This window comes from Paraburkholderia aspalathi (assembly GCF_900116445.1).
GTDB lineage: Bacteria > Pseudomonadota > Gammaproteobacteria > Burkholderiales > Burkholderiaceae > Paraburkholderia > Paraburkholderia aspalathi.
Window position 1 is genome coordinate 268,739 of the sequence record NZ_FPBH01000003.1, and the last position, 23,963, is coordinate 292,701.

Below are 23,963 nucleotides of genomic sequence, written 5' to 3' on the forward strand. Positions count from 1 at the left end.
GTGTCGCCGCGGTACCGCGCCGTGCCCTGCCTTTCGGCGCGCTCCCCAAACCGAATCCTTTGGCAACGAACTCAACAAGAAGCAAAACACCTGCGAAGGCTGCGTCCAAGGCAGCACAATTAAGCGAAGACAGGCCTGAAGCGCAGGTACCTCAACGAACCTGCACCGAGGCAGTCGGCTTCCCCGTCAATGATCTGGAAACTAAGCGGAAGTGCCTCACGGCGATCTTGGCGTGCAGAGACTGGTGATGATGATCATGCCGGGATTGCTTCCCGCTTCCACGGTCGGCCGCGGTGATTGCGTCGAGGATCTCTCACACAACGTCGGACTTCGCCTGGCGGTGCATCGCCCAGCACTTGTTTGCCACGACTGTCCGCTTTCAGGCGACCAGTCTGAGGGTGGCTTGTTCTGCTTCGGGTCGCCTGCTGTCGATTGTGAGCGCGTGGCATTCAGGCGATCCATGCCGCTTGCATGAGGCAGTGATCGGACATGAAGGGACGGTTGTATCCATATGTTTGACGAGCGTCCGAAGCCGACCTCAGTGCGACCGCTGCAGCGCTTTAACCGTTTATCGCTGCCTGACTTGACCTACTTAACCTCCACGAAACCCGAGGCGACTTATCTTCTAGTCTCCCGTCCATGAGGTATGATTTTGGGAGTGCACGGCACGAGCTGATTCCGGGGATTTTTTATGTTTGCAATCGGACAAGAGAATTCAGTCGCGAATTAGATCGATTTTCGGCTTAAAAATAATGAGAATCTCTATGACTGATGGCGCTGGAACCCAGATTACGTTGTGCAGGCAGTGTAAAACTGAAATTCCAGTTGGCGCAAAAATTTGCTCCACGTGCAATTCATATCAAGACTGGCGCAGTTTTATTCCATTTTCCAATACTGCCCTCGCGCTAATTACTGCGTTGATATCTGTAGCAGGGATTTCTGGCCCTTTACTTTACAAAGCCGTCCACACGCCGCGCTCAGAGGCTTCGATAACTATGCCATCCGTAGATGGGACGACACTCAGGGTTGTTGTCATTAACCGCGGCGATGCTCCAGCATCGCTTGGCAGAGTATGGGTTGACAGTGAATATTTAGCGGGAGCCACAAAAGTTAGGCTTCGAAATGATTCGGATGCCATTATTCAGCCTGGAAGCAAGCTACTCACATTTGATATTATCCCCCTGCTGGACGAGGATGATTCTTATAGCAGTTCTGTGGAAATGATGTCCCTCGTCTTACAAAAAAAATCCGCGCCACGCACGGAAATTCGTTTTCAATTGCTTCAATCAGATGGGCGATTTGTAATTCAGACAACATCGTTGGATGCAGAACAGCTGTTCCAACTGTTACGAGCTAATTCCGACCGCTGCTCATCGATCAAGACGCCTGATTTCGAAAATGGGTGTATCGGTAGAGGAACGCCTAATGAGGCACGACTTCCAGCGTCGTAAGTCACAGTACCGTTAGGCTTGGATCAATAAGTATGAAATTCGCATCGTGCTCCTTATGTGACGACTCTAGCAAAAATTTTGACAAAAGCAGTCGCTTCCACTCAGAGTCAAAAACTAAGTTCAAGGGCGTCGGACATACTTACGCCTGCGATGTCCGCTTTCCGGCGCGTTTCGGTCGTTCTCGTAAGCCATGCCAGATGACTGTTATGGTCGATAACTTGCCGGCGGCTACGAGGCGCTGAATGTCCGATGTACTTTGCAAGCTGTGGCCCAAGCCAAATTACGGCGGACGGCAGTTGTGGGTCGACTACGGTCCAACGCAACTCCATCCCCGGCGAGCCTCCTATGCAAACAGCATCGGATCGTAATCGGCCAGAAGCGAGGACCTCCCTGCCGCCCGGCCGGACTGACCATCGAATTTCGCCGTGGCGATCGATGCAGTTCTGCCGTCATCACTATGTGACATGCCAGAACGTCCAAGGTGTCAGGCATCGCCGTCACAGCCTTCGTGACGATGCTCGCAGCGTGCGCCTCACTCAACCAAGACCGAGCGATGGCCGAAAATCTGAACGGGAAGGACATCAGCGATACTTCTAGAGTCCACCGTCGTCCGCTTCGCAGGCCACATCGACCGCTGCCAGCATATCGCGCAACGTTCCCTTGACCGTGTCCAGAAACTGCGTCGCGAGCACTGAGGCAGCCGTGTGACCCGGATACACCAGGTCCACCGCCAACGCCACCCCGGGCGTGAAGTGCCGGAGCACGATCCCGCCGGCTCGCCAGGCATCGAGTGCAGACAGCGGATCAAGCACGGCGATGCCCGTGCCGGCCGCGACCAGCGCACACGCCGCCGCGGAAGAGCCCACCTCGACCACGATACGCCGCGCCACGTTCCCGGCCTTGAACACCTCGTCCAGCTGGTGCCGGACGGCCGAGTCGCGGCCAAACGAGACGAAGCGCTCTCCGGTCAGGTCGTGTGCCCGGATCGCCCGGCGCGCGCTCAGCGGATGACCGGCCGGCAGCACGCAGACGCCCGACAACGTCTCGAACGGCACCAGCTTTACCCGGCCGTCGACCGGTGTCGCCGTCGCGAAACCGATATCCGCTTGGCGATTGCCAATCCGTTCGACGACGTAGGTGGACGCCAGGATGTTGAAGTCGACGGTCACGTCCGTCCGCTCACGCAAGAAGCGCCCGACGGCGCGGGGCAGCAGCCCCAGTCCGAAGGCGGGCATCGCGACGATCCGCAGGTGCCCCACCTGCCCGTGCGCGAGCCGGCGCGCATCGCGCGTCACCTCTTCCAGGGCCGCGAACATCTTGTCGACCTGCTGGAACAGGCTGACCGCTTCCGGCCGTGGCACCAGCCGGCCATGTTGCCGCTCGAACAGGGTCAACCCCGAAAGGCGTTCGAGTTCGGAGATCAGCTTGCTTACCGTCGGCTGCGTGATATGGAGCAGCTTCCCGGCTTCTGTCACCGAACCGGTCACGTAGACCGCGCGGAACGCCTCAAGCTGGCGCGCGGAGAATGCAGCACGCATGCGCCCTCCCCATAGATTGGATGCATGGATTATCGCATTTTTCCACTTTGACTCTATGGTGATCGGCGGCCTACCATGAAATCTCTGAGAATAAGCCAGCATTAATTAAGGAGATATGCGCATGGAGGCGCAGACCAGAACCACCGTCGCGGGTGCGCTCACCGCTGCTGTCCTGCTCGGCAGCGGCGGCATGCCGGTGACCTCGGCTCACGCACAGGACCGCCTGGTCGTCGCCGGCTATGGCGGCAGCTCGGAAGCGATCTTCCGCACGCAGATCCTCGCGCCCTTTGCCGCGCAGCACCATCTCCAGATCGATTATGTGGCCGGCCCCTCGGCCAGCAACCTGGCTCGCCTGCAGGCCGAGCGCCACCAGCCGGCGATCGATCTGGCCGTGCTGGACGATGGTCCGATGCAGCAGGCCGTCACGCTCGGCCTCTGTCAGCCCACCGCGCCCGCGCCGGTGATGCACGATCTCTACGACATCGCCACGCGCTACGGCGACGGCAAGGCGGTGGGCATCGGCGTGGTCGCGACGGGACTGGCCTACAACACGGCGGCCTTCGCGCAGCACCGCTGGCCCGCGCCGACCTCATGGACGGATCTTGCGAACCCGCTCTACCGGGGCCATGTCCTGGTGCCCTCGATCATCAACACCTACGGCCTGCAGACCCTGCTCGCGCTGGCGCGCCAGGGCGGCGGCGGCGCGCAGAATATCGAGCCCGGCTTCGCCTTCCTGAGCGGACGCGTGGCCCCGAATGTCCTCACCTTCGAAACGTCCTCCGGCAAGATTTCCGAACTGCTGCAGACCGGCGAGGTGGTGCTCGGAGTCTGGGGCAACGGCCGCACCCAAGCGCTCGCGCGTACCGGCTTTCCCGTCGCCTTCGTGACACCGCGCGAAGGCGCGCAGGCATTGATCACCAGCGCCTGCGTCGTTGCCGGCAGCCAGCATGTCGCGCTCGCCCAGGCCCTGCTCCAAGAACTGCTCTCGCCCCGCGTGCAGGCGGTACTCGCCGCACGCGCCGGCTGGGGACCCGTCAACCACACGGTCCGCCTCGATCCGGCGGTCGCACGCACGGTGGTCTATGGCGACGCCGCCATGGCGGCGCTCGTGCCGGTGGACTGGGAAACGGTCAATCCGGCGCGCGTCGCCTGGACGCAGCGCTGGATGCGCGAAGTCGAACGCTGACGTTGGCCACCGCCACGTTTCCTCTGTGCCCTCGCCGCGGCATGAACCTCTCACTCGACGAACCCCTATGGCCTTTCTCGAACTGCTTGCCCTGACCCGGCGCTATGCCGGCACCGTGGCCGTCCACGAACTCTCGCTCAGCGTCGAGCGTGGCGAATTCGTCTCGCTGCTCGGTCCGTCCGGCTGCGGCAAGACCACCACCCTGCAGATGATCGCCGGCTTCGTCGCGCCCAGCGCCGGCACCATCCGTCTCGCGGGACGCGATCTGTCGTCGGTCAAGGCCAACGCGCGCGGCCTCGGCATCGTCTTCCAGTCGTACGCACTGTTTCCGCACATGACGGTCGCCGAGAACGTGGCGTTTGGCCTGGAGACGCGGCGCATCGCCCGCGCCGAACGGACGCGACGGGTCGCCCGCGCGCTTGAGCTGGTCCGGCTCGATGCGCTGGGCGACCGCTACCCCGCGCAGCTGTCCGGCGGCCAGCGCCAGCGCGTCGCGCTGGCCCGCGCGCTGGTGATCGAGCCACCTGTGCTGCTGCTCGACGAGCCGCTCTCCAACCTTGATGCCAAGCTGCGCGACGACATGCAGGGCGAACTGCGCCGCATCCAGCGCACCGTCGGCACCACCACGATCATGGTCACTCACGATCAGGCCGAGGCGATGGCACTCAGCGACCGCGTTGCGGTCATGCACCGCGGTCGGCTGGAGCAGGCCGGCGCACCGCTTGAGGTGTACGAGCATCCCGCGACCGCCTTCGTGGCGGACTTCCTCGGCAAGACCAACCTGATCGACGGCCAGGCCAACCTCGGCACGAACGGGACCGCCATCCTGATCGCTGCCGGCCAGCGTTTCCCGATGCTCGACCGGCCGGCGGCGGACGGACCGGTCCGGGTCAGCCTGCGCCCCGAGAAAATCGAGTTGATTCCCGATCCCACCGCGGCCCCCGTCGACAGCAGCGCAATCACCGGCACCGTCCGCGCACGCACTTATGGCGGCGACCACTGGCTATACGACGTCGATACCCTGCTTGGCGCGATACGGGTACGCTGTGCCACAGGTACGGCCGCCGAAGGTCATCGGGTCGGTCTGCGCTGGCACGCGGGGGACCTTCGGATCGTGGAGAAGCACGTCCATGGCTGACCATCCGCACCGCCTGACACCTTATGCCCTGAGCGGCCCGGCCCTGCTCTTTTACGGCCTGCTGCTGGGGGTGCCGCTCCTCTCGACGCTGCTCTTGAGCCTGCGTGCCTTCGATGCCGGCGAGGCGACGCGGTCCGGCCTCAGCCTGACCCACTACCTGGCGATCCTGAGCGATCCCTACTTCCACGCGATCTTCGCGCGCACCTTCATGCTGTCGGCGATGGTGGCACTACTGTGCGTGCTGATCGGCACGCCGGAGGCATATATCCTCTCGCGCATGCGCGCGCCATGGCGCAGCCTGTTCCTGATCGCGACGCTGGGACCGTTCCTGATTTCGGTGGTCGTGCGCACGCTGGGATGGGCGGTACTGCTCGGCGGGCAAGGCGTGCTCAGTACCGTCCTGCAGGCGCTCGGCCTGGCCGACGGACCCGTGTCGCTGCTGTACACCATGCCGGGCATGATCATCGCGCTGGTCCATGTGCTGGTGCCGTTCGCCGTGATCTCGGTCTGGGTGTCGCTGCAGAACTGCGATCCCGATGTCGAGCGGGCGGGCGCCTCGCTCGGCGCGAGCGAGGCGATGATCTTCCGCCGCCTGGTGCTGCCGCAGATCGTACCGGGCATTGTGTCCGGCTCGGTGATCGCCTTCTCGCTCGCCGCCACGGCGTTCGCCACACCGTCGATCATCGGTGGCCGGCGTCTGAAGGTCGTCGCCACCGCGGTCTACGACGCCTTCTTCGGCACGCTGGACTGGTCAACGGGCGCGACCCTCGCGATCCTCTTGCTGCTCGCCAACCTGCTGATCGTCATGAGCTACCACCGGCTGGTCGACCGGCGCCACCGCGCGCGTCATCGGGTGCCGACCGCCGCCCTGCAGGAGGTCAGCCCATGAGACGCAACGGTCTGCTGGCCTGGGGCTTTCACGGCCTCTTTATAGCCTTCATCGCGGCCCCGCTGATCGCTATCGTGCTGGTGTCGTTCACCGGCAAGGGCTATCTGTCGATGCCGTTCGACGGCGCATCGCTGCGCTGGTACCGCGCGCTGCTCACAGCGCCGGAGTTCGGTGCCGCGTTGCGCGTCAGTCTGGTCCTCGGCGTGTGTTCCGCCTCGATCGCGCTGGTCCTGGCGGTCCCGGCCGCGCTCGCGCTCTCGCGGTGGTCGTTTCCGGGCCATGCCACCGTGCAGGGCATCCTGATGTCACCGCTGCTGATTCCCAACGTCGTCCTCGGCGTCGCATTCCTGCGTTTCTTCACCGACCTCGGCCTGAGCGGCACGCTGCTGGGCCTGGTGTGTGCCCATGTCGTGGTCGTCATGCCCTATGCGCTGCGCCTCTCGCTCGCCGCCACGGGCGGCTTCGATCTCGCACTGGAGCAGGCCGCCCTGTCGCTCGGCGCATCCGCCTTCACCGCGTTCCGCCGCGTCACGCTGCGACTGCTGCTACCGGGTCTCGCCAGCGGCTGGATTCTGGCCTTCATCCACAGTTTCGATGAGCTCACCATGAGCACCTTCATTGCTTCGCCCTCGTTGACGCCGCTGCCGGTACGGCTCTACCTGCGCATCGAGGATTCCATCGATCCGATGGTGGCCGCCGTCTCCACGCTGATGATTGTCGGTGCGCTGGCGCTCGTCATCGCACTGGACCGGCTGTACGGTCTCGATCGCATCTTCGCGGGCCGGCCATGACGCACCGGCCCCTGTTCGCGTCCCTCGACACCCCGGAGACGATGGTCGTGCTCATCGTCAACGGTGAACCGATCCACGTTCCTGCAGGCATCAGTGTCGCCGCCGCACTGCTGTCCTATTCCGATCAGCGACCGTTGCGCCGCGCAGCCTTCTCGGGCAGCCCGCGTGCGCCGTACTGCCTGATGGGCGCCTGCTTCGAATGCGCGGTCTGCATTGATGGCCAGCCGGACCGGCGCGCGTGTCTGACACAAGTCCGCGCGGGAATGCACGTTGACCTGGGAGACCGCGATGGCGACCTGTGACCTGGTCATCGTCGGGGCCGGCCCGGCGGGCATGGGCGCCGCGGTGGAAGCACGCGAACGGGGCTTGTCGGTGATGGTACTGGACGAACAGGCCGGGCCCGGCGGGCAGATCTATCGCGGCATCGAAGACCACGCCCCCAACTTCACGCGACTCGGCACCGACCCCTCGAAAGGCCTCGACCTTGCTCAGTGCCTGCGGCGCAGCGGCGCGCACTATCAGTCGGGCGCGAGCGTCTGGTTTATCACCCCCGATGGCGAGATCGCCTATTCGGTGAACGGCCGCGCGCAGCGCATCACCGCGCAGCACGTGCTGCTCGCCACCGGCGCGATCGAGCGCCCCTGCCCGCTGCCAGGTTGGACGCTGCCCGGTGTAATGACCGCCGGCGCCGCGCAGATCCTGCTGAAGACCGCGAGCATCGCCTGTCCCGACGCAGTGTTCGCGGGCTCGGGTCCGTTGCTCTACCTGGCGGCGGCGCAATACGTGCGGCGAGGCATCCCGGTGCGCGCCGTGCTCGACACCACCCCGGCGAAACACTACCTGCGCGCCGCCGGCCAATGGCGTTCGGCGCTCGGCGGATTCGCGTATCTGCGTCAGGGCTGGCAGTTGCTCGCGCAGCTACGGCAGGCGGGCGTGCCGATCCTCCACGGCGTCACCGGCCTGCATGCGGTCGGCCGCGACCAGCTCGACTCGATCCAGTTCCAGCGGCGGCGGCGCTGGCTGACGCTGGACGACGTGTCCGGCCTGTTCCTGCATCAAGGGGTCGTGCCGAACATCCAGGCGGCGCTGGTCGCGCAATGCGATCGTCTGTGGGACGAACGCGCACAGTGCTGGCGTATCGTGACCGATGCATTCGGGCGCACCTCGCAGCCGGCGATTTACCTGGCCGGCGATGCCGCCGCGATCACCGGCGCGACATCCGCACCGATGCGCGGACGACTGGCGGCCCTGGCCATCGCGCATGCGCTGGGCCGCATCGGCACGGGTCAGTTCCAGACCGAAGCGCGGCACCTGCGGCGCCAGCTGGATCGCGACGCGGCCGTGCGCCCTTTCCTCGAAACCCTGTACCAGCCGGCGGCGACCTTCACCGCGCCACCGGATCTCGAGACCGTGGTCTGCCGCTGCGAGGAAGTCCGGGCACGCGAGGTCCGCGGCTTCCTGCAGGCCGGCGGGCGCGATCCCAACCAGTTCAAGAGCGGCCATCGCTGCGGCATGGGACCCTGTCAGGGACGGATGTGCGCGCTGACCCTGGGCCGTCTGATGAGCGCGCACGCCGACGACGGCACGATGGCAGGCGCCTTGCGCATCCGTCCGCCAATTGTCCCGGTGCCGTTCGCCGAACTGGCCAGCCTGGTGGATGACGAGGGGACGCCATGAACCCGCCCACCGATGTCCTGGTGATTGGCGGCGGCCTGTTGGGTTGTTCGACGGCCCTGCACCTCGCGCGCCGCGGCAACACCGTGCGCGTGCTGGAGAAGGACTACGTCGCGCGACACGCCTCGGGCGTCAACGCGGGTGGCGTGCGCAGCTTGGGCCGGGCGCTGCCCGAACTGCCCCTGTCGCTCGCCGCCAAACAGCAATGGCTACATCTGGCGGACCTTGTAGACGACGACGGCGGATTTCGCGCGGTCGGCCAGATCCGTGTCGCCGAGACCGAGGCGGAACTGGAGCGGCTGCGCACACGCAGCCGGACCGTTGCCGCACTGGGCCTGGATTACGCCGAGACGGTCATTGGACGCGAAGAGCTATACGAGCGACTGCCCGCGCTCGCACCTCACTGCGTAGGCGGCCTGTACGTGGCCGATGACGGTTACGCGCAGCCCTACCGGACCACCGCCGCGTTTCGCCGGCAGGCCGAACGGCTCGGCGCGGTGTTCCATGAAGGAGTGCAGGCGACGACGCCGACCTACGCGGCGGGCACGTGGACCGTCCATAGCCACGCCGGCGACGACTTCCGCGCGACCGTCCTGGTCAATTGCGCCGGCGCCTGGGGCGGCCAGCTGGCTGCGGCACTCGGCGATGCCACGCCGCTCCAGCCGAACGGCTCGATGCTGATGGTGACAACCCGCATGAAACCCTTTGTCGGACCCGTCGTCGGTGCCGCAGGCCGCTCGCTGTCGTTCAAGCAGTTCGAGAACGGCACCGTGCTCGTCGGTGGCGGCCATCGCGCCCCCGTCGATCTCGACACGAACCACACCTCGCTGGCGCTGACGGGCCTCGCGAAAGCCGCGCGCACCGCCACCGACCTGTTCCCGATCATGCGCTCCGCCCAGGCCGCCCGCTGCTGGTCCGGCATCGAAGGGTTCACCCCGGACGGCCTGCCCGTGATCGGACCGAGCCCGTCGTCGCCAGCGCTCTTCCACGCGTTCGGCTTCTCGGCGCATGGCTTCCAGCTCGGTCCGATCGTCGGGCAGATCCTGGCCGAACTCATCCATGGCGAGCCGGCTTCCTTACCCATCGACGCCTTCCGCGTGGACCGTTTCGAATCAGCCTGTCGCGGTGCCGGACGCACCGCCCCGTAACCGCAAAACGCCGCCGAGTGGCCCGACCATCTGTTCACCGGCACTGCTTCGACACTAGAAATTAGTAGGACGAATCAATGCATAGAAAACGCACGTGACGTCATCGCCAGCGATGCGCCGCGTCGCGACGACATGCAACGAGGCATCACCGCATCAGAAGAGGTTCCATCAACACCCCTAGAGGAGACTAGATATGAGGCACGGACGCTTTATCGTTATGGGAAGTACGCTGTCGTTGCTCGCATCCGGCGCACAGGCACAAAGCTCAGTCACGCTGTACGGCATCATCGATGCCGGCGTGTCCTATACCAACAACGTTAAGGGCCACGCCCTGTGGCAGGAAAGCACCGGCAAGCTGGGCGGCAACCGCTGGGGCCTCAAGGGCAGCGAGGATCTCGGCGACGGCCTGTCGGCGATCTTCGTGCTGGAGAACGGCTTCACCTCGACCAATGGTGCGCTCGCCCAAGGCGGTCGCGAGTTCGGCCGCAATGCGTACGTGGGACTGTCCCGGCGCGATGTCGGCACGGTGACCTTCGGTCGCCAGTACGACCCGCTCGCCGATCTCGTCGCACCGTATTCGGCGTCCAACTTCTGGGTGCCCGCGACGCATATCGGCGACAACGACAATCTGGACGTGACCTACCGGATCAACAACGCCGTCAAGTTCCGTTCCGACTCGTTCGCTGGCTGGCAGTTCGACGCCCTGTATGGTTTCAGCAACCAGGCGGCGGGCAGCGGCTCCCAAGGCTTCGCCAACAACAGCGCGTGGGGTGCGGCGCTTAACTACACGCAGGGACCGTGGTCGGCCGGCGGCGGTTACGTCCAGCTCAACCATCCCGACGCCGCCAGCAACACCAGCGGCGCCGTCGGCGGCGCGTCCTCCACGAGCGGGGACGACTACAGCTCGGGATTCTTCTACGGCATCGACGGCGGCGTGGCACGGCAACGGATCGCGGCGGCCGGTGGCAAGGTCGAATGGGGCGCGGCCATCGTCGGGCTGACACTGAGTCACGTGCTGCTGGACTACAACGATGGCGCCGCACGCAAGCTCACGAATGCTGACGTCAACCTACGCTACCGGATCGGCCCTGCCTGGATGATCATGGCCGACTACACCTACACCGACGGACGGGCCACCGGCTTGCCAGGCGCGAAAAACCAGCCGCTCAAGTCCTCCTGGCATCAGATCAATCTCGGGCTCGATTATCTGTTGTCGAAACGCACGGAACTGTATCTGACGGCAGGCTTCCAGAAGGCGCTAGGGGATGGGTCCATCAAGGTCGGCACGCAGTACCTACCGATCGCGGCGATGACCACGGCCGGTGGTGCCTCTGCGACGAACGCGCAGGTCACCGTGGCAACGGGCGTACGACACCGTTTCTAGGGATTGCTCACTGACCAGCCAGACGTACGGCGCGGGATCACGCGAAACACGCGGTGATCCCGCGCGCGATTTCATCCGTCATGGCAACGTGCCCTGGCGACGACCCTTCCATGGTGCCCCTTCTTTCGTGCGGGCTCGAAGGCGGTCACTGCTCGTTGGAGTCAGGTGAAATCAAAGAAGTCGGCGAGCACCAGTCCATTCCTATTCCGTTTTCGCACGTCCAACGCTACGACTTCCACCCGATCGTCGATCGAGTGCATGTCGGCGAGTAAATCACGACCCGGCAGGAATCCGTCCAGATCAACACCTTTGTGATTCGGGCAAAGGACCGCCACGCGAACCCGCTCGGGTTCAAACGCCTTGATGAACGCCCCGATTGTGGTCATGGCGTCCGGCATCTGCTTAAACGATCCGGGATGCAGCGGACTCGCGAAGCACCAACGGCCGCTTGGCATCTTGTCCCTCGTCTTCGCAATGAACTCAGGAAGGGTTTCGGTGGATTCGTGCGGCGAAGTGAGGCGCAGATAAAGATGTCGATCATTGCCGATAGCGTAGTGGTCGGGCAACTTCAGCTTCGTCGGAATCTTGCCTTTCGTATGGAACCGATGGTCGAGAAACATCGACCGTAACGTCGTGCTCTTGCCGAAGTGTCGAGGCGCGATCACAAAGAGCGCACGCTCTAAATACAACCCCATACTCTCCCCCGAAAAACTACACGTTGAACAAGCGTTGCTAAGCGGCACTCAGCGGCACGCCGACCGAACCCCAAGGGGCGGCGGATTTGTGCGCTAAATAAGTAGTTTATAACAACGATTTTTCGAACAACCTATGATGGCTTCATGGCTTCACGACGAAGACGCCCGGCGGATCACACCGGCGACGGAGTGATGCCGTTCGCCGTTTCATAGACATGTTGGGCCAGATACAGGTCGAGCACCGGCATGCCGACGCAGGTGACCAGGACCGGCGTGCGACACACGAATACGGGGTCGTCGAAGATCTCCCAGAAATTCAATATCTGGTAAGAGTTCGCGTAGTCCTCCAGCGACTGTCCCATGCGTGAAAAGTACAGCGCCACGCTTTGTGAGTTGCGATGCGCAACCGTATGCACGTCGTCGCAGATGACGGTCCCCGCTTCCAGCACATGCCGGACCCATTCGGCGGGCGTCTCGTCGCCACCCAGGTGCAACACGACGGCATGCGGTCCCACCTGCTGCGCGGGAAAGAGCGGTGTGATCGTGTTGGAGGCCGTGATCACCAGCGCACATGCCGGCATCATGGCAAGATCGCGCGCGGCGCGGACCGGAAAATCGACCCGTCGTCCGGTCTCCCGCGCGAACTTCTCCGCACTCGCGGGCGACCGGCTTTTCACATGGAGCATCCGCACGCGTCCGGCATGATGCGCCTGCAGATCATCCGCGATCGCCTCGGCGACACGCCCGGTGCCGAACAGGAAAACATCGAAGACCTCATGCCGGCGCAGCAGGCAATCGACGACCAACGACGCATAAGCGCCGGTTCGCTGGGTCGAAAGCATCGTGCCGTCCATGATCTCGACAATGCGCATCGTCAGCTTGTCGTACAGGATCAAGGTCGAGGTTGAGCGCGGCAGGCCGAGGTGCAGGTTGTAGCTATGCGAACCGACGACCTTGACCGCGCCATAGCGCGCGTTGATACCGAGCAGCGTGCTCAGTTTCCAGTTGGCGCGCTCGTTCACGCCATAACCCGCCGAAGCGTCCGGAACGAGCGCGCGGAATTCGTGAGCGGCCGGTTGCAGGACGGCCTTGGTGCCATAGGCGACCCCGTCGCGAACGGCACGCAGGGCATCACGCACCAACCGGCCCACGACGGCCGCCTTGAGCGTCGTGACATTGAAGGCTGGCGCCAGCCTGGTGCGTTGGAGCCGTCCGGCCGATGTTCCGGGGATGTAATCCGGAAATGCCCAATCATCCGGGCACGTATCGGCCATCATGCAGGTGTCGCCCATGTCGTGCCTCCTTATCCCTGCGGCGCATGGCCTGCCGGATGCCCACCGATCTTCGGACCCCGGTCCAGGGCCGTCGTAATCTACCGGTCGTTCGCGTCGATCCGCTCACTGGATAGTCCCGTGGTCGCGGCAGCGCATCGATCACGCCACGCGCCCACGTTCGCAACAATCGGAAAATCGTCGTGTCCCATTGACCGGGGTGCGTCAACCTCCTTATCAAGCAGCATGCCTTCGTCACCCGACGAAGGAACGCGCTGCCATGCTACAAAGCCCCCGAGTCGTCAAACGCCTACTGGGTCTCATTGTCGCGAGTTCGGCCATCGCGAGTGTCTGGGCCGCGCCACCGGAGCAGGCGGGACTGATCGTGGTCGAGGATCTTGGCGGCGACCCCGCTCTGCCGTATTACCGTGCGCTCAACCTGTTGCCCGAGGCCATCATCGCGTCGGCACCGCCCATGGGAAGCCCCCCGTCGCAATCGGCCACCGATGGGGATATGCTGCCGGTGCGCTCCACGCGGCTGACGCCTGGTGATGTCGTGGCCCGCGCGATCCGCGCACCCGGTCTGCCGCCTACCTTTGTGATCGGCGACGACCCACGATCGCGCAACTGGCTGCAAGTGCGGAGCAACACCCTGCGTGAACTGGGCGCTGTCGGGCTGGTCGTCAACGTCGATTCGCCGGCCGCGCTCAAGGCATTGCGCAAGCTGGCACCCGGTGTGACGCTGGCACCGACGTCCGGCGACGACCTCGCCGAGCGCCTGGGTCTGCAGCACTACCCGGCGCTCATCACCGCGACCGGCATCGAGCCATGACATGGCCCAGCACGCGACGGTCGAAGTCCTGTTGCGCCCGGCGGTCGAGCTGTACACCGCCGGGGTCTGTGGCGTCGCCGCCGGTCTGTGCCTCGCCGCCCCTTGGTCACTCGCACTGAATCCATTGCTCGGCCTGGGCACCGCCCTCGCCTTCGTGGCCTTCGGCGCCGTACGCCTGCGCGAAGCGTGCGCGATCCTGCGTTATCGCCGCACCATTCGCCGCCTGCCCCGCTACGTGATGACCAGCAGGGAGGTGCCCGTCAGTCAGCAACGCCTCTTCATCGGTCGCGGCTTCCTGTGGGACCAGCGGCATACGCATCGCCTGATGCAGACTTACCGGCCGGAATTCCGCCGCTATGTCGATCCCACCCGCGCCTACCGGTTCGCCCGCCGGCTCGAAGCACGGCTGGAGTTCGCGCCATCACCGCTCCCTGCGCTGGCGCGCGTGACCGGCTGGGACAGCCCGTTCAATCCGGTACGGCCGCTGCCTCCACTGGGTGGCCTGCCGCGCCTGCACGGCATCGAGCCGCACGAGCTCGACGTGACGTTGCCGCTCGGCGAGCGCGTCGGCCACACCCTGGTGCTCGGCACCACGCGTGTGGGCAAGACGCGCCTGGCGGAACTGTTCATCACCCAAGATATCCGGCGCAAGGTGCACGGCGATCACGAGGTCGTGATCGTGTTCGATCCGAAGGGCGATGCGGATTTGCTCAAGCGGATGTACGTCGAGGCGAAGCGTGCGGGACGTGACGGCGAGTTCTATGTGTTCCACCTTGGCTGGCCCGACATCAGCGCGCGCTACAACGCGGTTGGCCGCTTCGGCCGCATTACCGAGGTGGCCACGCGCATCGCCGGCCAGCTCTCCGGCGAAGGCAACAGCGCCGCGTTCCGGGAATTCGCGTGGCGATTCGTCAACATCATTGCCCGCGCACTCGTCGAACTGGGACAGCGTCCCGACTACCTGCTGATCCAGCGCCACGTAATCAACATCGACGCGCTGTTCATGGAGTACGCGGCACGGTTCTTCGCGCGCACGGAGCCGAAGGCTTGGGAGGCCATCGTGCAGTTGGAAGCCCGGCTCAACGAGAAAACTATTCCACGCAACATGATCGGCCGTGAAAAGCGCGTCGTCGCCATCGAACAATACCTGTCACAGGTCCGTGTCTACGATCCCGTGCTCGACGGTCTGCGCTCGGCGGTGCGCTACGACCGCACGTACTTCGACAAGATCGTCGCCTCGCTGCTCCCGCTCCTGGAAAAGCTCACCACTGGCAAGATCGCGCAGCTCCTGGCACCGGACTACGCCGACGTGAACGACCCGCGGCCGATCTTCGACTGGATGCAGATCATCCGCAAACGCGCAGTCGTCTATGTTGGACTCGATGCACTCTCGGATGCGGAGGTGGCCGCCGCCGTCGGCAATTCGATGTTCTCGGATCTCGTCTCCGTCGCGGGGCACATCTACAAGTTCGGCATCGATGATGGCCTGCCGGGCGCGTCGACCGGCAAGCGCGTCCCGCTCAACGTGCATGCCGACGAGTTCAACGAATTGATGGGCGATGAGTTCATCCCGATGGTCAACAAAGGTGGCGGTGCCGGCGTCCAGGTCACTGCCTACACGCAGACGATGTCGGACATCGAGGCGCGCATCGGCAACCGCGCGAAGGCCGGTCAGGTCATCGGCAACTTCAACAACCTGCTGATGCTGCGTGTGCGCGAGACGGCCACCGCCGAACTGCTCACCCGGCAACTCCCCAAGGTGGACGTCCATACGGCGTCGCTGATGAGCGGCGCCACCGACAGTTCCGATCCGAAAGGCACTACCGCCTTCACATCGAACACGCAGGATCGCATCAGCACCGCCAGCGTGCCGCTGATCGAGCCGGCTCACGTCGTCGCGTTGCCCAAGGGGCAATGCTTCGCGCTGATTGAGGGCGGACAGCTCTGGAAGGTCCGCATGCCCTTGCCGGCGCCCGATCCGGACGAAGCCATGCCGAAGGATCTCCAGGAGCTCGCGGGCTACATGCGCCAGCACTACGTCGAGGCCGCCGACTGGTGGGAAAGCCGGGCGCTGCCGAGCCTGCAGGACCAGCCGTTGCCCGCGGACCTGGTGGAGGACTTCCGCCAGATGGCCGCCACCGACAGAGGCGCCGCATGACCGATCCGGCCGTCGCCGCGCAGCGCCAGCAGGCGCATCAGCAGGGCCTGCTGGTCAGTCTCATCACGCTGCCTTTCCGGTTCGTGGGGGTGATGTGCGGCTCGCTGATGCTGTGCATCGCGATCGAATGCGTCGGCCTGCATTGCTTCTGGCCCGAGCAAAGCTGGCATCACGCGCAGGCCATGCTGGACTTCGAGCTGGATCAGATCGGTGGTGCCTTCCGGCGCAGCCTCGTCGTGCAGGAACCCGGCAGTACGATCCACTGGGTGGTGGAGCACGCGTACGACTGGCTGTTCATCAAAAGCGGGCTGCTGGCGTGGATCCAGGAGTCGTCAGCACGCGCCGAGCTCGACAGCCAGCGCCATGTGAAGGATTTGCGTTACTACCTGGGCTACGTGGCCGTCCATCTGCAGGCCGATCTGATCGCAGCCGCCTATACCGTCCTGGTGTTCCTTGTCCGGTTGGGGGTGCTCTGCCTGACCTTACCGCTGTTCGCAATGGCGGCGTTCGTCGGATTGATTGATGGCCTGGTGCGCCGGGACATCCGGCGCTTTGGCGCGGGGCGCGAATCAGGTTTTATCTATCACCGTGCCAAGGCGAGCCTGATGCCGCTGGCCATCCTGCCATGGGTGACCTATCTCGCGCTGCCTGTCAGCATTAGTCCGTTGCTCGTGCTGCTCCCCGCAGCTGCGGCCCTAGGCCTGGCTATGGATATCGCGGCGGGAAGTTTCAAGAAATATCTCTAAGTGCGACATGGGCCCCATTTGACCAGTGCCTACAGCGGTCGTCGCATCACACCGTTTTATTGCCATACCACTGCGGTTTTATCTCAAAAAGCATGGCATCCACCTGGGCTCGTTCGATCTCTGCCTGTTCGATTTGCAGACGGTCCGAAGCCGCAACGGAAACGGTAACAAGTGCCTTGATTTCAAACGCCTCTTCTTCGCTGTACGATCCACCGCCGATTGGACCGCCTCCTTGTGTTGCATTGTTTCGATCAAAGAATTCGAGTTCCCATGTGATTTTTGCATTCGCGGTGGCGCTGATCTCCACCACTGTCTTGCCATCTTCTTCACCAACAGCCTTGAACTCGTCTGAACCGTGCTCGAAGAGCGGAAGGTCCACGCCGAGGATCTCGATCGTCTGCGCCAGAGGAGTCACGTCATACGGTGTATCGTGAACATCAAGGCTCAATTCAATGCGATCGCGGCTTTCATCAAGCGTCGCGAGTAGCTTTTCCCTGAGCTGGAATGGATCGCCGTCATCAACGGACTTGAACAGAGCACGACAGATGGTCGCGGCAGTGTTGGTCTGAAAGGCCGCCAGAGCCGCCCCCAAGTCCGCTATGACATACACCTCGCTTGATGTATCACCGAACCGCTCCCAGTCGGGATCCTCGGCAACGGCAAGAACATAGGTCCCATTCCTTTCAGCCCATCCCTTGAGCGTCAGCAGGGCAATGGCATCCGGGAATTCGGATTTCTTCTTTCCGGCCGGACTGAAAGGTGCACCGCCGGCGAAGTACAGCGCGTTCAGATCGCCGACTTGCACGTAGTCATCTGCATCAACAACTTCGACAGAAGCACTGTCTATCCAACGTTCTAGCCGGCGAGAAGCTCTGCCCTCCGCCTCTGCACATGCCGCGATTGCGGCATCACTCAATCCCTTAAACGTCTCGGCGGACGCAAGGTTGTGTCGGTGTACCTCAGTGATGGCCTTATTAAGGGATCCCATGATCTCGGTTGCAGATTCGGATAGATGCCTGTGCACCTCACGCTTGATCACATCCGGCAGCACAATCGTCACACCACGCGCTCGCAGGTGTCCGACCTGCTCCAGCAGACCATTTTCGAACGCATAACCCTTCGCTCTCAAAGTAGAAGTGTCGAGTGCGAGCGCGCTGATTTGACCGTCGTCGATAAGGCGGCGAATTTCTTCTTTCATAAGTGGCTAGGTGGTTTGACAGAGAGCGATTGCTAATCGGCGAATCGTTTTACCTTCGTTTTCGTAACCAAGTTGCGCCTTAAAGAACGGCGCCCTATCGTTCTGACGTTTGGCCGTTGAGCCTTCCTGCTGCTCACCGCCGAGACGGTCTTGTGGCTGGCTATGGATATCGTGGCGTGAAGTTCCAAGACATATCTGTAAGCGTCGTCTACCCGTTTCCCTCTAGTCACGATGCTACGCGTCAATGTCAATCCGATGCTCCTGATCGGGTTCGGCGTCATCGCCGGAAAACCTCCTGCAGCCATTCCTGAATGCCAAAGAAGTCCTTAAGGCTCATCTGATGGGGAATGCGCTCTTGAAATTTCTGAGCGTCTTTAGTGAAAAACGACGTGGTGATAAAAATCCCCGCCGTAGCCTGCTCTGCCTGGACTACACCACTGAGTTGTCGAATGAGTCCGACTCCGACACGGTTTTCGGGCGCGTACCGCTTGCACTCCACAACGTAGAGAAAGCTGCCTAAATGGTCTTTCTTTGCGGCATAGATGTCCTTCCCCCCGTCCTTCGAGGGCGGCGTCAAGGTGATGGAATAGCCGAGACGGTCGAGGACATCGGCGACAAACTCCTCGAATCGGCGCGATGGCAGCTTGTACATCACCTCGGGGTTCGCGTGAACCCGCTCCAGCAGTTGATCGCTGACACTCGTGATATCGACGATGATCCGCTGAGCTTCCGGTGCGTCAGAGGCCATGGGATTCCCATGGGCATCCACAATGCCGCTTTGCGAGAAGCCCTGGAGCCTGAGAAGTATTTCGCGCGTCGACAGGCGCTGTGTTTGCAGCAAATCAGCGACGATATGTGTCGCCAAAACATTGCCCGACAGCGCCTCGAAGAGCTCGCCTTGCGATTCGGCGCTTTGCGCAAAGGTGCCAGCCTTCGCAAGCAGCTCCATAAACTCACTTTGACTCAGCCCGGAAAGTCGTATCGTTGAATCGAACGCAGGTATGGAGACCTGCCGTCTCGAAATGCAGATAAGCCGTGCGCTAGGTCGAACTCTTCTTAGCTCTTGAATCTCGACTTGCAAGTCGTCGACGGGACGCGCCTCAATCTCGTCCAGCACGAGCAGATATGGATTCGACGGATGACTGACATTCGCGTCAACCGTTCTGTCGAGTGATTCAACCGGAGAAGCGTGTACGTGGTACACACCGGCCGAAAAGAAATCCCGATACATCTGTCCAAACATCAAGGCGAGGGCCGTTTTCCCCATGCCCCCGCTCCCGACGATGGCGACAGATTTTACTTCGGGCGCCAGAAGTTCCCTGCGAAGAAGAGCAAGCTCCTGGCGTCTGCCGGTGAAAACACGATCGGCCGTGAAACCGTCCCACGCTGAATCCGGGAGCCAAAGGTTGGGTGTGCGCATGCGATCAAATGTGTTCTGGGGTTACGTGGAACGGCACATATACGCCGTTTGGCGCGTCAGGTCATGGAACCATCCACGGCTGCGGGCACGATCAATTTACGCGCTTCGTTCTCGTGGGTCTGAAAAGTCCATGCCAATGACAGTCAATCCGTGGACCGATTCTGTACGCTCACAAACCAGCTCGCGGGCTCTCGTCTGAAGCAGAGCGACGAGCTCCGCAAAGCTCATGAGCTTCTTGTCGCCGGGACGTTGCCATCGGCGCTTGGGGTCGGTGTTACCGATGACATACACGCCGTAGTTGACGCCGAACGCACGTAGATATTGACCGACCAGTTGAACCTCCAGGCGCTCAAGCAATTTTTCGGCGGTCCAATCGAGGTTCGCCAATTTCACTTCGACAGGCAGCGCCCCGATGTCCGGCATTTCGATGCGTAAGTCCGGTCGTTGGTTGAGGTCGACCGTGCTTTCCTGCGTCACGGCGAACCACTGCAGCGACCGTTGGTCAAGTTGACGTTTAAGGAAACCCTGGAACTGCGCCTCCCTGTCTTCCTTGCGAACTTGAAGTCGGTCTGTTGCATTCTCGGACATCTCGACGTTCGCCTTGATGTCCATCAAGAGACGCGTTCCCAGTTGATACAGTTGATAGTCGGAGCGTGGGCGGTGCCTATAGTGCATGCCAAACGTCTGAACGTCCTCGGGCAACCACGCTGCGGGGTCGGCCTGCTTCCCTTTTCTCGCTTCAAGAATGCTCAATATCCAGTCGCGCTCCGTGGGCACCGCATCCTCGTCGAGGAAGCCTTGTAGCACCCCGTCGGCCTCGTGAGCGTCCGAGGTACGCAGCGCTTCCCACAACCGAGAACGGAAATCCTGAGCATCGTCGCGCGGTAGCGGAGAATACACACCGTTGCCCAGGCGGTCGATGTCATTTTCCCGACGAACATGACGACATACCAAAGGGATCAGCAGCGCCAGCGATGAGGGAGCGAGAAAGGAAGCACGGCCCAAAGGCAACGCCGCACCGTAGCTCCCGCCAAGCATCGAGCAAAGGCGAACGACCAACTCATCAGCATCATCGGTGGTGCAACCATTGATGGTGGTTTCAAGGTACCGAACTGCCGGCGTGGCATCCAGTCGAAGCCATAGGCTCATCCACGTCAGCCAGTGACTCTCGCCGGCACCATATAACTGTACTCTTGAAGGTGCCAGCGCCAGAAGGTCATCGAAACAAGATGCCCCGGTTCGCAGGAGTGTCGTCGCGGCCTGCTCAAGAACGCGGTGGTTCAGCGGGTCGTGCCGCGACAGGCAATGATGCACCGCATTTGCCGCCGCAATGGTTGGCGACTTGGCTCCGGCCAGCTTGGCAAGCACCTCGTGGATATGCGCCATGTCTGGTGGATACTTGAATTCGGCATCGACAGCGAGCATCAACGTGTTCGCGACATTGTCGGGGTGCGCATCCGCCAACGCGCCGAACCAGTCTGGCAATCCATTAAGTTCACTGCAGGCATACCGCACCGCGCGGTGCACATCCGTTCCATTGAATTGCACGAACTCCGAGTGTCCGGCTTCCCAAGCCGTCTGAAGTGCAATCAGGCCGAGCATGACCCGGCCATCGACCGAGTTCTTCGCTTCCCGCTCATACGGAAGTGGTGGCGAAAACTGTCGCCAGACATTGGCGCACCCGTCCCGCGCTGCGGAGGCAAGCGTAGCGCCCCATCGAGCGCGCACCTTGTCCCATGCCAGGACACTGTATTGCGTCGCTCCGCTATCGAACATCGATTCGACCAGGTACTTGATCGCCTGCGGATATTTACCCGAGCGAACCCCGGCCAGATGGGTCCACAACCAGAACTGTGATTTGGCGGCGTTCCTCCATCGCACCATCGCCATGCGACGCATCGTCCACCAATGGGGATCCAGCAGGCGATGACGTCCATACTTCTGATAGCGCAACCAAACCGGTGCAATGAGCCGGTTGCGAAAGTGCTTCAGTACGAGCGGCCGGAGGTCTCTACGAGCGAGAACCGGGCGAAGTCTCCAAGCCACGGCAAGGAGCGGTTTGCGCTCCGTCCACCACAGGCTAAGCAGCGCCTCGATGACGACTTTCCGGTCGAGGTCATCCACACGTTCGAGACTGTCCGTGACCATCCAGTCAACATCGGCCAGTGTCCATGGCAGCAGACTGACGTGCGGATTGAGGATATGGCTTGGAGGCTCTTTCCCGTGCTGCGATGTTCTGTAACGTGCGACCCGTCGCCAAAAAATCGCCCGCCTGAGCTCCGCACTCTTTGCAAACGCATCGCGTATTTTTTCCCGATCCGCCTTTACATCCTCATAGCCCTGACCATCAAACATGATGGCTCGCTCGACGTACAACTCGGCTTCAAAGATGATGTCGATGTCGGCTTCCGAGAACGTGGACCGTACCAGCGCCGCCGACAAACATAGGGGCATCAGCTCGGTCACCCAGTGATACTCCACTGACACGCCTTGCGAGACACTCAATGGTTCGTGAGCCATCATGGCTACCATGCCCCGCAGAACAAGCATCGCGTTCGCGTCATCAAACGATCGTGCCAACTGCGCTTTGACGGTAGTCAGAAACTCCAGCTCATAGCGACTAACCGATGTGGCTCGGCGTAGCAGTTCCAGAGCCTGTTCAACGGATAGACACGCCGGGAACAGCGTCTCAAACAGGCATCCCAACGTTTTGTTATCAACGTCTTCCAGGCGGCGGTAACTCTCCGATAACCGCTGTAGATGCTCATGCGTGCCAGCATCCCGAATGGCAAGGACCGCATAGCGTCGCAGGGTCTCCGATGTATCCCCGTCTTCGAACAGTTCGAGCACGCTACCGATGCAGTCCGGAAGCTTCCCTTCCATGATGATCATCAGCAGGTGAGCCTTCAGCGAATCCGAAACGTCCCTGTCCGTAAGGTAGGTCGAGATGTCTTCTGCAAGGCTCGCGTCCGCGACCCTTGCCAGCGCGTCAAGACTGACCTCGATCGCGACATATTCTCGTCCACGGTACTTGCTCACGATGGCAGCAAGGACCTGCTTCCGATAGGAGATCGGAAGAGCGGCCGGGTCGCCCCAGTGAAAGTGGATCTCGGGTGCCGTCTCCACTAACAAGGCCGCCAATCTCCCGCGCCAGGATGCGGCGCCGGATTTGACCAGCCATGCGGCGACTGGTGCCATCGAGGCACGCAATGTCATCGCACCGTCGATATGTACAAACAGAAGATCCTGCAGCGCCTCGAACGGACAGTTGTGCTCCATGAGTCGCTCAATCCACGACGCGGCCAGATACTCGACGTGCGACCGGTGATGAAATGACAGTGCCCCACGACTTTCAGAATCGAAGATGGCGCGGTCCAACAATGCCCGTCTTTCGCCAGGCTTCCAGTCACCGGGCAGAATGAGTTCAGCGGAAAGGCGTTTTTGATCGGAGATGTGTCCATCGTCCGGGACTTCGAATTTTAGGTTTTTGCATAACACCGCAGCAGCAGCGAGGTATTCCGCGCCGCTTCTGGCTCGCTCCGGCGTCAGCGGGTCCCTCTTCTCCTTGTTTGATACCTCGGCAAGCAGCTTCTTGACCATATACTCCGTCAATGCGCTCAAGCCGCTCAGCGTTTTATTCTCTTGCCAGTATGCGTACAAGTTGGAAACGTCCAGAGGACGACCAGCAAACGGCCACGCGTTATGCTCCTTCAGCGCATCGAGAAAGCGCTGCGCATCCCGAATATCCCGGCTCTCCGCAAATAGGCGAACCTGCTCCGACGTAAGCGGGAGAATGGTTGTAACGAGAATCTTCCCGTCATCGCCTGCGGTTGACGTGCCGCCATCAACCAGCGCGACGAATCGCTCTCGAATCGCCCCGCGATCGGTCTGTGGCCGCCATTCGCTAATCCTCGAACTGACGACCAGCCGCGCTCGGAAGCGGGCACGCCCTAACGCGCTGCCAAGCCGGTCGAGCGCGACAACGAAGTCATCATCGCGCTTGAGCTTTGACTCATCAACGGCGTCCAGAAAGAATAAGGCAGAGGTGTTTGAACTTATCCAACGATTTAAACGGGCAAGCTCCTCGGCGGACAGGATCGTGTCGATGTTCTCGGTGACCAGTTGCTCGAGTCTCAGGAAAAAACTATCGGTATGGCGACGATGTTGGGCGCGTAGCTCTTCAGACTTCCCGCTGCCCGGTTCACCGAGAACAACGACCAGCCGGTAGGTCAGAAGAGACGGCCAATCCAGTTCATTCTGATGATCGACGAATTCAGCGATGTAGCTCCGTCTCGCGGCTTCATCGACAGATTCTTCCTCCCGATAAACCTCGAACTTTCGTCCGAGCTCAACAAATCCTGTTTCTGCATCCAATTGAGGTCCCCGATGGATTGGACTTGTCTATTGTTCAATTCTACGATGCTGCAATGTTTCGGCGCTGTTT

18 protein-coding genes are annotated in these 23,963 nt (G+C 62.1%); 12 read left to right on the top strand and 6 right to left on the bottom strand.

From position 1 onward, the window contains the following. Positions 1-764 precede the first annotated feature (764 nt). Positions 765-1,451 carry a hypothetical protein gene (locus tag BM438_RS06200; protein WP_093633435.1) on the top strand — a complete coding sequence of 229 codons (687 nt, stop codon included), beginning with the start codon at positions 765-767 and terminating at the stop codon, positions 1,449-1,451. Positions 1,452-2,044: 593 nt separating this feature from the next. Here the strand turns inward: BM438_RS06200 and BM438_RS06205 are convergent. Further along, positions 2,045-2,989 (bottom strand): LysR substrate-binding domain-containing protein, encoded by a 945-nt coding sequence (locus BM438_RS06205; RefSeq protein ID WP_093633436.1) that lies wholly within the window; start codon positions 2,987-2,989, stop codon positions 2,045-2,047. A gap of 121 nt (positions 2,990-3,110) precedes the next feature. On the opposite strand from BM438_RS06205, the gene BM438_RS06210 reads away from it, so the two are divergent. The 8 genes from BM438_RS06210 to BM438_RS06245 all read left to right on the top strand — a co-directional run bounded on the left by BM438_RS06210 (position 3,111) and on the right by BM438_RS06245 (position 11,199). Then, on the top strand, positions 3,111-4,175 hold the full coding sequence (locus tag BM438_RS06210; protein ID WP_093633437.1) for an ABC transporter substrate-binding protein: 1,065 nt from the start codon (positions 3,111-3,113) through the stop codon (positions 4,173-4,175). A 67-nt stretch (positions 4,176-4,242) separates the two neighbouring features. After that, positions 4,243-5,313 (top strand): ABC transporter ATP-binding protein, encoded by a 1,071-nt coding sequence (locus BM438_RS06215; protein WP_093633438.1) that lies wholly within the window; start codon positions 4,243-4,245, stop codon positions 5,311-5,313. Further along, positions 5,306-6,202 (top strand): ABC transporter permease, encoded by an 897-nt coding sequence (locus tag BM438_RS06220; protein ID WP_093633439.1) that lies wholly within the window; start codon positions 5,306-5,308, stop codon positions 6,200-6,202. Before BM438_RS06215 ends, BM438_RS06220 begins: the two co-directional genes overlap by 8 nt. Beyond that, positions 6,199-6,993, top strand: coding sequence for an ABC transporter permease (locus tag BM438_RS06225; protein WP_093633440.1), 795 nt, complete (start codon positions 6,199-6,201; stop codon positions 6,991-6,993). Before BM438_RS06220 ends, BM438_RS06225 begins: the two co-directional genes overlap by 4 nt. A gap of 41 nt (positions 6,994-7,034) precedes the next feature. Beyond that, positions 7,035-7,295, top strand: a complete 261-nt coding sequence (locus BM438_RS06230; protein ID WP_244179268.1) for a (2Fe-2S)-binding protein — start codon at positions 7,035-7,037, stop codon at positions 7,293-7,295. Continuing rightward, on the top strand, positions 7,282-8,670 hold the full coding sequence (locus BM438_RS06235) for an FAD/NAD(P)-dependent oxidoreductase (RefSeq protein WP_093633442.1): 1,389 nt from the start codon (positions 7,282-7,284) through the stop codon (positions 8,668-8,670). Before BM438_RS06230 ends, BM438_RS06235 begins: the two co-directional genes overlap by 14 nt. Further along, a complete protein-coding gene (locus BM438_RS06240) occupies positions 8,667-9,815 on the top strand; it encodes an NAD(P)/FAD-dependent oxidoreductase (RefSeq protein WP_093633443.1) in 1,149 nt (382 codons plus the stop codon). Before BM438_RS06235 ends, BM438_RS06240 begins: the two co-directional genes overlap by 4 nt. Positions 9,816-10,008: 193 nt before the next feature. Beyond that, positions 10,009-11,199, top strand: a complete 1,191-nt coding sequence (locus tag BM438_RS06245; RefSeq protein WP_093633444.1) for a porin — start codon at positions 10,009-10,011, stop codon at positions 11,197-11,199. Positions 11,200-11,360: 161 nt separating this feature from the next. Here the strand turns inward: BM438_RS06245 and BM438_RS06250 are convergent, their stop codons facing one another. Together BM438_RS06250 and BM438_RS06255 are read right to left on the bottom strand one after the other, a co-directional pair. Next, the gene (locus BM438_RS06250) at positions 11,361-11,819 is read right to left on the bottom strand and encodes a hypothetical protein (protein ID WP_093633445.1); all 459 of its coding nucleotides are present in this window, start codon (positions 11,817-11,819) and stop codon (positions 11,361-11,363) included. Between the two features lie 248 nt (positions 11,820-12,067). Then, positions 12,068-13,186 (bottom strand): ornithine cyclodeaminase, encoded by a 1,119-nt coding sequence (locus BM438_RS06255; RefSeq protein ID WP_244179269.1) that lies wholly within the window; start codon positions 13,184-13,186, stop codon positions 12,068-12,070. A gap of 259 nt (positions 13,187-13,445) precedes the next feature. On the opposite strand from BM438_RS06255, the gene BM438_RS06260 reads away from it, so the two are divergent. The 3 genes from BM438_RS06260 to BM438_RS06270 are packed head-to-tail and all read left to right on the top strand — an operon-like array spanning position 13,446 to position 16,901. Next, a complete protein-coding gene (locus tag BM438_RS06260) occupies positions 13,446-13,997 on the top strand; it encodes an integrating conjugative element protein (protein ID WP_093633446.1) in 552 nt (183 codons plus the stop codon). Between the two features lies 1 nt (position 13,998). Next, positions 13,999-16,155: a type IV conjugative transfer system coupling protein TraD gene (gene traD, locus BM438_RS06265; protein WP_093633447.1), complete on the top strand. Its 2,157-nt coding sequence runs from the start codon at positions 13,999-14,001 to the stop codon at positions 16,153-16,155. Next, complete coding sequence (locus BM438_RS06270) at positions 16,152-16,901, top strand: TIGR03747 family integrating conjugative element membrane protein (RefSeq protein ID WP_093633448.1); 750 nt, start codon at positions 16,152-16,154, stop codon at positions 16,899-16,901. The genes traD and BM438_RS06270 overlap by 4 nt, the downstream gene beginning before the upstream one ends. Before the next feature lie 46 nt (positions 16,902-16,947). On the opposite strand, the gene BM438_RS06275 is transcribed toward BM438_RS06270, so the two are convergent. The 3 genes from BM438_RS06275 to BM438_RS06285 all read right to left on the bottom strand — a co-directional run bounded on the left by BM438_RS06275 (position 16,948) and on the right by BM438_RS06285 (position 23,893). After that, the gene (locus tag BM438_RS06275) at positions 16,948-18,099 is read right to left on the bottom strand and encodes a PIN domain-containing protein (RefSeq protein ID WP_093633449.1); all 1,152 of its coding nucleotides are present in this window, start codon (positions 18,097-18,099) and stop codon (positions 16,948-16,950) included. 277 nt (positions 18,100-18,376) lie between these two features. Continuing rightward, positions 18,377-19,366, bottom strand: a complete 990-nt coding sequence (locus BM438_RS06280; RefSeq protein WP_167378317.1) for a restriction endonuclease — start codon at positions 19,364-19,366, stop codon at positions 18,377-18,379. 249 nt (positions 19,367-19,615) lie between these two features. Next, complete coding sequence (locus BM438_RS06285) at positions 19,616-23,893, bottom strand: NACHT domain-containing protein (RefSeq protein WP_093633451.1); 4,278 nt, start codon at positions 23,891-23,893, stop codon at positions 19,616-19,618. Positions 23,894-23,963 lie beyond the last annotated feature (70 nt).

Coding starts and splice junctions, on each gene's coding strand:
- BM438_RS06200 (WP_093633435.1), top strand. CDS start 765: ATGACTGATGGCGCTGGAACCCAGATTACGTTGTGCAGGCAGTGTAAA.
- BM438_RS06205 (WP_093633436.1), bottom strand. CDS start 2,989: ATGCGTGCTGCATTCTCCGCGCGCCAGCTTGAGGCGTTCCGCGCGGTC.
- BM438_RS06210 (WP_093633437.1), top strand. CDS start 3,111: ATGGAGGCGCAGACCAGAACCACCGTCGCGGGTGCGCTCACCGCTGCT.
- BM438_RS06215 (WP_093633438.1), top strand. CDS start 4,243: ATGGCCTTTCTCGAACTGCTTGCCCTGACCCGGCGCTATGCCGGCACC.
- BM438_RS06220 (WP_093633439.1), top strand. CDS start 5,306: ATGGCTGACCATCCGCACCGCCTGACACCTTATGCCCTGAGCGGCCCG.
- BM438_RS06225 (WP_093633440.1), top strand. CDS start 6,199: ATGAGACGCAACGGTCTGCTGGCCTGGGGCTTTCACGGCCTCTTTATA.
- BM438_RS06230 (WP_244179268.1), top strand. CDS start 7,035: ATGGTCGTGCTCATCGTCAACGGTGAACCGATCCACGTTCCTGCAGGC.
- BM438_RS06235 (WP_093633442.1), top strand. CDS start 7,282: ATGGCGACCTGTGACCTGGTCATCGTCGGGGCCGGCCCGGCGGGCATG.
- BM438_RS06240 (WP_093633443.1), top strand. CDS start 8,667: ATGAACCCGCCCACCGATGTCCTGGTGATTGGCGGCGGCCTGTTGGGT.
- BM438_RS06245 (WP_093633444.1), top strand. CDS start 10,009: ATGAGGCACGGACGCTTTATCGTTATGGGAAGTACGCTGTCGTTGCTC.
- BM438_RS06250 (WP_093633445.1), bottom strand. CDS start 11,819: ATGTTTCTCGACCATCGGTTCCATACGAAAGGCAAGATTCCGACGAAG.
- BM438_RS06255 (WP_244179269.1), bottom strand. CDS start 13,186: ATGGGCGACACCTGCATGATGGCCGATACGTGCCCGGATGATTGGGCA.
- BM438_RS06260 (WP_093633446.1), top strand. CDS start 13,446: ATGCTACAAAGCCCCCGAGTCGTCAAACGCCTACTGGGTCTCATTGTC.
- traD (WP_093633447.1), top strand. CDS start 13,999: ATGGCCCAGCACGCGACGGTCGAAGTCCTGTTGCGCCCGGCGGTCGAG.
- BM438_RS06270 (WP_093633448.1), top strand. CDS start 16,152: ATGACCGATCCGGCCGTCGCCGCGCAGCGCCAGCAGGCGCATCAGCAG.
- BM438_RS06275 (WP_093633449.1), bottom strand. CDS start 18,099: ATGAAAGAAGAAATTCGCCGCCTTATCGACGACGGTCAAATCAGCGCG.
- BM438_RS06280 (WP_167378317.1), bottom strand. CDS start 19,366: ATGGGGAAAACGGCCCTCGCCTTGATGTTTGGACAGATGTATCGGGAT.